Consider the following 9471-nt stretch of genomic DNA (forward strand, 5'->3'; position numbering starts at 1 on the left):
GGTTCCTGGGCCGTCAGCACCGTCAATGTCGCTGCCGATCGGGTCGGGCCGGCGGCGGCATCATGAAATTCTCGTGACGTTTTTCGTGTCACACCGAGGCTTTGGTCAGCTTTGGCACAGTTTCGCGGGGCGGAGTGGGAAACACCGCCGTCTTTCCGGGGCAGCGCGAAGCGCTGAGCCCGGAACCCATGAACACCGGCATATGTCGGAAGAGTGATGATCGCGGCGCCAAGACCGGCCTCACCTGTGTTCATGGGTTCCAGGCTCGCCGCTGCGCGGCGCCCCGGAAAGACGAAGAGGTTTCTGCGCCTTCCTTCAGCCCGCCAGCAGCCCTTCCGCCTTGACCCAGTCGAGCGTCCTGGCGAGCGCCCGCTCGTAGCGGTCGAACATCTCGCCGATCTCGGCCTCGGTGATCACCAGCGGCGGGCAGAAGGCGACGCGGTCGCCGCCCATGGCGCGCAGGATCAGGCCTTCGTCCTGGGCGAAGGAGACCGACTTGGCGGCGACGGCCTTCTTGGCCTCGAACTGCGCCTTGCTCGCCTTGTCCTTGACGAGCTCGACGCCGCCGATCAGGCCGACACCGCGCGCTTCGCCGACCAGCGGGTGCTCGGCGAGCCTGGTCAGGCGCTGCAGGAAGGTCGGCGCGACCTTGCGGACATGCTCGATGATCCTGTCGCGCTGGTAGATCTCCAGTGTCTTGACCGCGACGGCGCAGCCCACAGGGTGGCCGGCATAGGTGTTGCCATGGCCGAAGGTGCCGATCTTCCGGCTCTGATCGACGAGCACCTCATAGACCGGCTCGTTGATCAGCACGGCGCTGAGCGGGAAATAGGCCGAAGTCAGCGCCTTGGCGCAGGAGAGCGTATCGGCCTTCATCTTGTAGGTGGTGGTGCCGAACATCTCGCCGGTGCGGCCGAAACCGGTGATCACCTCGTCGGCGATGAAGAGGATGTCGTATTTCGCTAGAACGGCGTTGATCGCCTCGAAATAGCCCTCCGGCGGCGTGACCGCGCCGCCAGCGCCCATCACCGGCTCGGCGATAAAGGCGGCGACCGTGTCCGGCCCCTCGCGCTGGATCATCTCGTCGAGCTCTGCGGCAAGGCGCGCCGAGAAATCGAGCTCGCTCTCGCCGGGTTGCGCGAAGCGATAATGGTGCGGGCTGGAGGTGTGCAGGATGCCGGGGAGCGGCAGATCGAAATCGGTGTGGTTGGCCGGCAGGCCGGTCAGCGAGGCCGAGGCGACGGTGACGCCGTGATAGCCCTTCAGCCGTGAGATGATCTTCTTCTTCTTCGGCCGGCCGAGCGCATTGTTCATGTACCAGACCAGCTTGACCTGCGTGTCGTTCGCATCCGAGCCGGAGGCGCCGTAGAACACCTTGGAGATCGGCACCGGCGCGATCTCCTTAAGCTTCTCGGCCAGCTCGATCGCCGGGTCGTGGCTGCGGCCGGAGAAGATGTGGGTGAAGGGCAGCTTCTTCAGCTGCTCATAGGCGACGTCGCAGAGCTCCTCGTTGGAATAGCCGAGCGAGGTGCACCAGAGCCCGGCCATGCCCTCGATATAGTCCTTGCCGGAGACGTCGTAGACATAGACGCCCTTGCCGCGTTCCAGCACCAGCGGGCCGACCTCGCGATGCACCGCCAGATTGGTATAGGGGTGGACGAGGGTCTCGATGTCGCGGACGGCGAGGTTGGTCAGCATTTCCGGCTCCCGATGCTTATGCGTCGTTTATGCGAGCATAGACCGCGCCCTGCGCAAGCGCTGAGCGATTTTCCTGCAGGACGGGGCAGAGTCTGGCGCGGGGCGGGCCGCGCTCGTCGGAATCTTGAATAGCCCATGCAGCATTTACTTGTCATCCCGGACAAGCGGCGGAGCCGCGCCGATCCGGGATCCATTCCGGAACGGTTCAGGAATGGGTCCCGGGTCTCCGCTTCGCTCCGCCGGGATGATCCGGTGGTTGAAGCAGCATCAAGAGAAGCTCTGCTTTCCTTCGAGCGCTTCTAAATCGGCTTGCCAGCCGCAGCGGCGATGCGCATGGTTCCGCGCGCTTTCGAGAAGGGCCTGCATGATCGATCCCGCCCGCATGGTGAACCAGCCGGCTCCCGGCCGCGACTGCGGCAGCTGCACGCTGTGCTGCAAGGTCTACGACGTGCCCGCCGTCGAGAGCGTCGCCGGCAGCTGGTGCAAGCATTGCCTGCCCGGACGGGGCTGCGGCATCCATGCAACGCGGCCGGACCATTGCCGCGCCTTCTTCTGCCTCTGGATGACGCAGACCTTCCTCGGGCCGGAGTGGAAGCCCGACAAAGCCCGCTTCGTCCTCACCATGGACCCGGCGACCAAATGGCTCTTCGTTCAGCTCGATCCCGGCGCGCCGCAGGCCTGGCGCAAGGAACCCTATCTGACCCAGCTGCGCCGCTGGGCTGCCGCCGGCAACCGCCCGGTCATCGTTTTCCTTAACAAGTCGGCAACGGCCGTCATGCCGACGCATGACGTGCCGCTCGGCCTGATCGCTGCCGATGAGCGGCTGGTGCTGCGCGAGGAACTGGCTGGCGGGCGGCCACGCCTGACGGTGGCGAAGGTCAAGGCCGCGGCGTGAGCGTGCCGACCTGGCCGATGCTGCATCACCTCTCCATTGGGGTGGCCGATATCGAGCGCGCGACCGCATTCTACGATGCGGTGCTGGCGCCGCTCGGTTACGTCCGGGTCTGGAGCGACCTCCGGCCCGGCGAGAGCAACCAGGCGGTTGGCTACGGCGTTGCGGGCGGCGGTGACGCGCTGGCCCTGAAGCATCGCCCTGATGGACAGCGGCCGCCGGGACCGGGCTTCCACGTCGCCTTCGCGGCTCCCGGCCGGCAGGCCGTCGACGAGTTTCATCGCGCCGCGCTTCAGCATGGCGGGCGCGACAACGGCAGGCCGGGCCTGCGGGCGCATTACGGCCCGCATTATTACGCCGCTTTCGTCATCGATCCCGACGGCCACGCGATCGAGGCCGTGTTCAACACGGCCGGGTGATCGCAACAGGAGACTGCCTTGAGCAAGCGGGCACGCGATTACGGCCTGATCTGCGGCTCGCTGCCGCCGGGGCCGCTCAATGCGATCACCGACGTATCGGGCGTCACTGTCGGCCACCGCACGATCCGCGAGGGCGATATCCGCACCGGCTTCACCGCGGTGCTACCGCATGGCGGCGACCTCTTCCGCGAGAAGGTCAGGGCCGGCGTCGAGGTCATCAACGGCTTCGGCAAGAGCGCCGGGCTGATGCAGCTCGCCGAACTCGGCCAGATCGAGACGCCACTGCTGCTCGGCAACACCTTTGCGGTCGCGGCGGGAATCGAGGCGCTGGTTGGTCGGGCGCTCGCCGGCAATCCCGAGATCGGCCGCAGCACCGGCACGGTCAATACGCTCGTGCTCGAATGCAATGACGGCTTCCTCTCCGATATCAGGGCGCGGCGCTTGACCATCGCCGATGCGGAAGCGGCGCTCGATGCTGCCAGCGGCGGGCCGGTCGAGGAAGGCGCGGTCGGCGCCGGCACCGGCATGAGCGCCTTCGGCTTCAAGGGCGGCATCGGCAGCGCCTCGCGCCTGATCGAACTCGACGATCGCAGCTTCACGGTCGGCGTGCTGGTGCAGGCTAATTTCGGCAATGCCGGCGATCTCGTCCTGCCCGATGGGCGCAGCCCGCTGCCGCCGGCTGCGAACCCGGTCCAGCCGCCGGAGCGCGGCTCGGTGATCATCATCCTGGCGACCGACCTGCCATTGGAGAGCCGGCAGCTCACCCGCATCGCCCGGCGCTGCGGCGCCGGCCTGGCGCGCCTTGGCGCCTTCTGGGGCAATGGCAGCGGCGACATCGCCATCGCCTTCTCGACCGCGAGCCGGATCGCGCATTTTGAGGAGGCCGACCTCGTCCCGCTCACTGCCCTCAACGAGAACCGGATCGATCTGCCCTTCCGTGCCGCCGCCGAAGCGACGCAGGAGGCGGTGCTGAACGCGATGCTGGCCGCGCCGGAGATGATCGGGCGCGACGGCAACCTCCGGCCGTCGCTGGCAGACTGGCTGAACGGCTAGGACGCAGCGATTGGCGGCACGCGATAGCCGCCGCCCAGCGTCTCCAGCATCGCCCCAACCGCGATCGCCGTCCGGTCCTCGCCGAGGGGGGCGATGATCTGGACGCCGGTCGGCAGTCCCGCCGGCGAGAACCCGACCGGGGCGCTCAGCGAAGGCAGGTCGGAGCCGGTGGCGAGGCTCGCCCAGCACAGGAAGTCGAGATAGGGTCGCTCGACGCCGTCGATGTCGAGCCGGCGGGCGTGGAAATCGGGCAGATGGTCGTGCTTCTGGCTTGCGACCGGGGCGGGCGGGCAGAGCAGCACGTCGTAGTTTTGGAAAAATCGGGCCCATTGCCGCTTCAACGCGAGGCGGCGCTGGTGGAGCTGCTGGTAGAGGCCGGGCGTCATCCTCGCGCCGCGGGCCTGCAGAGCCTGATGCGAGAGGTCGCCCGGCGCGAACTTCGCAGCCTGCGCCTGGATGCGGGCGCGGACCTTCGGCGGCAGGCCATAGGCGACGACGGCGTGGTTCAGGAGCGCATAGACCTCATAGGCCTCGCTGAAGCGGAAGCCGGGGCGGGCGGCCTCGTCGACGAGGGCTCCGGCCTCAGCGAGGCGTCGTCCGGCTTCGCGCACCGTGTCCGAGACCTCCTTCGTGACCGGCGCGAACGGCTCCTGCGCCCAGAGCGCGACGCGCAGGCCCTTTGCGTCCAGCTTGCGCGGGGCGGGCAGGGACGCTCCCGCTACATTCGGGTCGCGCGGTCCGGCCAGCACCGGCAGGATCAGGTCGAGGTCCTCGGTCGCCCGGGCGATCGGGCCGGCGACGACGAGGTCGGCATTGCGCAAGGTGCGCCGTTCCGGCGGCGGCGGGATCAGGCCCCAGGTCGAGACCAGGCCCCAGCTGGTCTTGAGGCCGAAGACGCCGCAGGCCTGTGCCGGCCAGCGGATCGAGGAGCCGAGATCGGAGCCGAGCTCGAAGGCGCTCATCCCCGTGGCGACCGCGACCGCCGCCCCGCCCGAAGAGCCGCCGGGCGAATACTCGGGATTCCACGGGTTGTTGGCGATGCCATGAGCCGGATTGTAGCTCTGGAAATCGCCGGAGAAGACCGGAACCATGGTCTTGCCGAGGATGACCGCGCCGGCGGCGCGCAGGCGGGCGACGGCGGCGGCATCCTCTTGCGGGATGCGCTCCTTGTAAGCGGGCAGGCCGCCGGAGGAGGGCAGGCCGGCGACGTCGAAAGCATCCTTGATCGTGATCGGCAGGCCTTCGAGCGCGCGGGCTTCGCCGGAAGCGATGCGTCGGTCCGCCTCCGCCGCCATCGCGCGCGCGGCGTCGCGATCCTGCGCGACGATGGCGTTGAGGGTGGGGTTGAGCGCATCGATGCGGGCGAAGGTCGCCTCGAGCAGGTCGTGGGCGCTGAAGCGGCGGGCCAGCAAACCGGCGCGCAGGCTCGTGGCGGAGGCAGTGAGATTGATCGAAGCCATCGGGTGATCCGGCGGGAGGAGCACAAGTCGTAGAGTATTGCGGCAGGCGGCGGAACCGCACCCGTCATGGTCGGGCTTGTCTCGACCATCCACGTCTTTCCGGACGCAATGCGATGTTCAAGACGTGGATGCTCGCCACAAGGGCGAGCATGACGAGGTGGGTGGCACTGGCTGTGCTCAGCCCGCCTTCCGCCTCTGCATCATCCTCAGGAAATCCTCCCCGTCCTTCACCCCGAGCTCATAGGCGAAGCGGATGCCCTCCCAGTTGCGGATGGTGAACTGGCTGACCGGGATCACCTGCGAGGGGCGAACATAGGTACGGTTTGGAACCTGCGGCACCTCGGCGAAGGGGCGGGTCAGCAGCACCAGCGTCTGCTCGCCCGCAGCCTCCATCTCGGCCAGCGCCCAGGCCGGGGCGCTGTCGACCAGACCGCCATCGAGCGCGGCGCGGGCGCCGATATTGCCGGCCGGCATGAACGGCGGCACGGCGGCGCTCGCCATCAGCGCATCGACCAGCGCCTCGGGATCGGAGCAGTCGGCGATCCGGATCAGATCGGGCCGGAAGCCGAGTTTCCGGCCCACGGTCGGATGCACCGGGCGGCGCAGGCGCTTCTCGAGCTGGTAGGCGCCGATGCCGATGGTGGTGATGACGGGCAGCGGCCAGAAGCGCGGCGGCCGCGAGATCGCGATCAGGAAATCGGCCTGCACTTTCAGCGCTGCCAGCCGCTCGGGCGTGAACAGGCTCGTGAGCATGCTGCGATACATCTCGGCGACCGGAAAGAGCCTGCCGCCGCGGCGAAACGCGGCCCAGTCGACCTCGGAGGTGCGGCCGGTGCAGGCCTCGCGCAGCATTTCGCGCACGGCTGGGCCCAGCCCAAGCGCATTGTAGAGCATCGCCCCGGCCCCGGCGCTGGCGCCGACGATGCGGCGTGGCTTCAGGCCGATCTCAGGCGCGACGGTCTCGTAGAAGCCGCCTTGCCAGTAGCAGCGATTGCCGCCGCCGGCATAGGCCAGGCCTGCGAACATCAGCCCTGGTCCGTGTCGAGGGCGCGGGCGCGCTCGCGCCAGGCCAGGACCAGCCGGTCGAGCTCGGCGAGGTCCTCCGTCGGCAGCTTGCCGAGCGTCTGGGCGACATAGTCGCGCTGCGTCGCCATGCCGGCCTCGGCGAGTCGGCGGCCCTCCGGTGTCAGGTGCATGGCATAGGAGCGCCGGTCGCCGACGATGGCGCGGCGCTCGACCAGGCCCGCCTGGACCAGCCGGTCGACCAGGCCAGAGACATTGCCCTTGGTGACATAGAGCCGTTCGGCGAGCTCGCTCTGGCTGATGCCCTCGCGCTCGGTCAGGGTCGACAGCAGGTCGAATTGCGGGATGGAAAGGCCGAGCTCGCGGATACGCGCGGTCATCTGGCCGAGCATGCGCTGGTGCAGGCGCATGAAGCGGAACCAGACGCGATCGGGCTCGATGGGGTCCGGGGCGGGGATTGGGCGCGGCACTGACAAGGCGTTCATCCCTAGATCGTTTACTTGTAAACTAACTCATCTCCAAGCCGGAGGCGAGGGCTTTCGCCGCGGGCCGTCCGCTGACTATGCTGCCAAAAAGCGAAGCGAGACGACAGGGAGAAACGCATGCTTGGGCTGATGCAGAATTGGCCGCTGCTGATCCACCGGATCATCGATCACGCGGCGATCCAGCACGGCACGCGCGAAGTCGTCTCGCGCAGCGTCGAAGGGCCGATCCGGCGCACCACCTATGCCGCTATCCGCCAGAGCGCGCTCCGGATCGCCAAAAGGCTGACGCGGGAAGGCATCCGCCTCGGCGACCGCGTCGCGACGCTCGCCTGGAACACCGACCGGCATCTGGCGCTCTGGTACGGCATCAGCGGCATGGGCGCGATCACCCATACCGTCAATCCGCGGCTCTTCCCGGAGCAGATCGCCCAGCTGATCAACCACGCCGAGGACCGGCTGCTCTTCCTCGACCTGACCTTCGTGCCTTTGGTGGAGGGCCTGCAGGACAAGTTGCCATCGGTCGAGCGCTACATCGTCCTGACCGATGCGGCGCATATGCCGGAAACTTCGCTGAGGGATGCGATCGCCTACGAGGACTGGCTCGCCGAGGCCGATGCCGATTTCGCCTGGGGGGAGTTCGACGAGAACACCGCGGCCGGGCTTTGCTACACCTCGGGCACGACCGGCGGACCCAAGGGCGTGCTCTATTCGCACCGCTCCAATGTGCTGCACGCCATGGGCTGCGCCCAGCCGGACTATATGGGCCTGTCGGCGCGCACGGTGGTGATGCCGGTGGTGCCGCTCTTCCACGCCAACAGCTGGTCGCTCGCCTTCTCGGCGCCGATGACCGGGGCGAAGCTGGTCATGCCCGGCATGAAGCTCGACGGCGCCTCGCTGCTGGAACTGCTCAACGATGAAAAGGTGACGCTGACCGCGGCGGTGCCGACCGTCTGGCTCGGCCTGCTCCAGCATCTGGAGGCGACCGGCGGGCGGCTCGACACGCTGAAGCGCGTGGTGATCGGCGGCTCGGCCTGCCCGCGGGCGATGACCGAGGCGTTCGAGAAAAAGTATGGCGTTACCGTCGACCATGCCTGGGGCATGACCGAGATGAGCCCGATCGGCTCGTTCTGCTCGATCAAGCCGGTCTATGACGGGCTCGAGGGCGATGCGCTCTACGATCTCAAGGTCAAGCAGGGCCACCCGCAGTTCGGTGTCGAGTTCCGCCTGACCGACGATGACGGCGCCGACCTGCCCTGGGACGGCAAGACCTTCGGGCGGCTGAAGGTGCGCGGGCCGGCGGTCGCCGGCGCCTATTACCGGCACGACCAGCCGATCATCGACGAGCACGGCTTCTTCGACACCGGCGACGTCGCGACCATCGATCCGCATGGCTACATGCAGGTCACCGACCGCTCCAAGGACGTGATCAAGTCGGGCGGCGAATGGATCTCATCGATCGAGCTCGAAAACCTCGCCATCGGCCATCCCGACGTGGCGGAGGCGGCGGTGATCGGCGTCGCCCATCCGAAATGGGACGAGCGGCCGCTTTTGGTGATCGTGCCCAAGCCCGGCAGGACGCCCGGCCGCGAGGAGATGCTCGCCTTCATGACCGGCAAGGTTGCGAAATGGTGGCTGCCCGACGATGTCGTGCTGGTCGAGGCGATCCCGCACACCGCGACGGGCAAGATCCAGAAGACGGCGCTGCGGGAGATGTTCAGGGAGTATCGGCTGCCGGGGTGAAGGGAGGTAGAGGGTGAGGTTGATGAGAAAGCGGGCGTAACGGTGATCGACAGTTAATCGAGAGGCTTAGATGGACATTCGCGTGTCAGTTGCGGAGGATAGGAAATCACCGCTTCTAGAATATTGTGAAGGTGCAGTAGCTGCACTCAGAGCCCAGTATGACATGACTAAAGTCTTGGGGCATGCAGCCACCGCAGGTGCTGCTAGAGAGAGCTTAATTCAAGATTTTCTTACAAATCATCTACCCGAAATGACGAGCGTCGTTAGCGGAGTGATCGTTGATGCAAAAGGAGGACGCTCGAAACAGCAAGATATCGTTCTCATGCTGAAATCTATGCCTCGATTGCGTTTTGCTAGTGGTCACGATTTGATTTTTCAAGAAGGCGCGATTGCAACTTTTGAGATTAAGACTTCGATCAATTCCCAGGCTATTGTTTCTGAAATTGGGAAGAATATTCTAAGTGTTAGGGATTTGTCTCCGACGTCACTGGCTGGGGCGCGAATGGGTGACCTTTCTTGGCCTCACGCTCGCATACTCACAGCTATAATCACTTAAGATGGTGCGTATCTCTCAACAATCGGACGATAGTTGGGGGACATTCCTGAGAGCCCGTCCCGAAAGGGTTGAGCGACTGGGGCACTCGTGATTCCAAGGGGTTGTTCAGGCCATCTTGGAGCGAGCGATGTGGACCCCAGCCACT

9 protein-coding genes are annotated in these 9471 nt (G+C 66.6%); 5 read left to right on the plus strand and 4 right to left on the minus strand.

The window, feature by feature from the left end; translation table 11 throughout:
• Positions 1-315 precede the first annotated feature (315 nt).
• A complete protein-coding gene (locus ACFPOB_RS15130) occupies positions 316-1698 on the minus strand; it encodes an aminotransferase (protein WP_377799247.1) in 1383 nt (460 codons plus the stop codon).
• 364 nt (positions 1699-2062) lie between these two features.
• Between ACFPOB_RS15130 and ACFPOB_RS15135 the strand changes: the two genes are divergently transcribed.
• The 3 genes from ACFPOB_RS15135 to ACFPOB_RS15145 are packed head-to-tail and all read left to right on the plus strand — an operon-like array spanning position 2063 to position 4062.
• Positions 2063-2593 carry a hypothetical protein gene (locus ACFPOB_RS15135; RefSeq protein ID WP_377799248.1) on the plus strand — a complete coding sequence of 177 codons (531 nt, stop codon included), beginning with the start codon at positions 2063-2065 and terminating at the stop codon, positions 2591-2593.
• 17 nt (positions 2594-2610) lie between these two features.
• Complete coding sequence (locus tag ACFPOB_RS15140) at positions 2611-3009, plus strand: VOC family protein (RefSeq protein WP_377799259.1); 399 nt, start codon at positions 2611-2613, stop codon at positions 3007-3009.
• 18 nt (positions 3010-3027) lie between these two features.
• Entirely contained in the window at positions 3028-4062 is a 1035-nt protein-coding gene (locus ACFPOB_RS15145; protein ID WP_377799249.1) for a DmpA family aminopeptidase, read from the plus strand.
• On the opposite strand, the gene ACFPOB_RS15150 is transcribed toward ACFPOB_RS15145, so the two are convergent.
• The 3 genes from ACFPOB_RS15150 to ACFPOB_RS15160 form a co-directional block, all read right to left on the minus strand.
• Positions 4059-5522 carry an amidase family protein gene (locus ACFPOB_RS15150; protein WP_377799250.1) on the minus strand — a complete coding sequence of 488 codons (1464 nt, stop codon included), beginning with the start codon at positions 5520-5522 and terminating at the stop codon, positions 4059-4061. The two genes, ACFPOB_RS15145 and ACFPOB_RS15150, sit on opposite strands and share 4 nt — an antisense overlap.
• A 177-nt stretch (positions 5523-5699) precedes the next feature.
• Positions 5700-6548: a patatin-like phospholipase family protein gene (locus tag ACFPOB_RS15155; protein ID WP_377799251.1), complete on the minus strand. Its 849-nt coding sequence runs from the start codon at positions 6546-6548 to the stop codon at positions 5700-5702.
• Positions 6548-7030 (minus strand): MarR family winged helix-turn-helix transcriptional regulator, encoded by a 483-nt coding sequence (locus ACFPOB_RS15160; protein WP_377799252.1) that lies wholly within the window; start codon positions 7028-7030, stop codon positions 6548-6550. Before ACFPOB_RS15160 ends, ACFPOB_RS15155 begins: the two co-directional genes overlap by 1 nt.
• 117 nt (positions 7031-7147) lie before the next feature.
• On the opposite strand from ACFPOB_RS15160, the gene ACFPOB_RS15165 reads away from it, so the two are divergent.
• Together ACFPOB_RS15165 and ACFPOB_RS15170 are read left to right on the plus strand one after the other, a co-directional pair.
• The gene (locus ACFPOB_RS15165; protein ID WP_377799253.1) at positions 7148-8770 is read left to right on the plus strand and encodes a long-chain-fatty-acid--CoA ligase; all 1623 of its coding nucleotides are present in this window, start codon (positions 7148-7150) and stop codon (positions 8768-8770) included.
• 70 nt (positions 8771-8840) lie between these two features.
• Positions 8841-9326, plus strand: coding sequence for a DUF6602 domain-containing protein (locus tag ACFPOB_RS15170; RefSeq protein ID WP_377799254.1), 486 nt, complete (start codon positions 8841-8843; stop codon positions 9324-9326).
• Positions 9327-9471 lie beyond the last annotated feature (145 nt).

The sequence above is a fragment of the Allobosea eneae genome (assembly GCF_042657265.1).
In the GTDB taxonomy this organism is placed as follows: Bacteria; Pseudomonadota; Alphaproteobacteria; order Rhizobiales; family Beijerinckiaceae; genus Allobosea; species Allobosea eneae.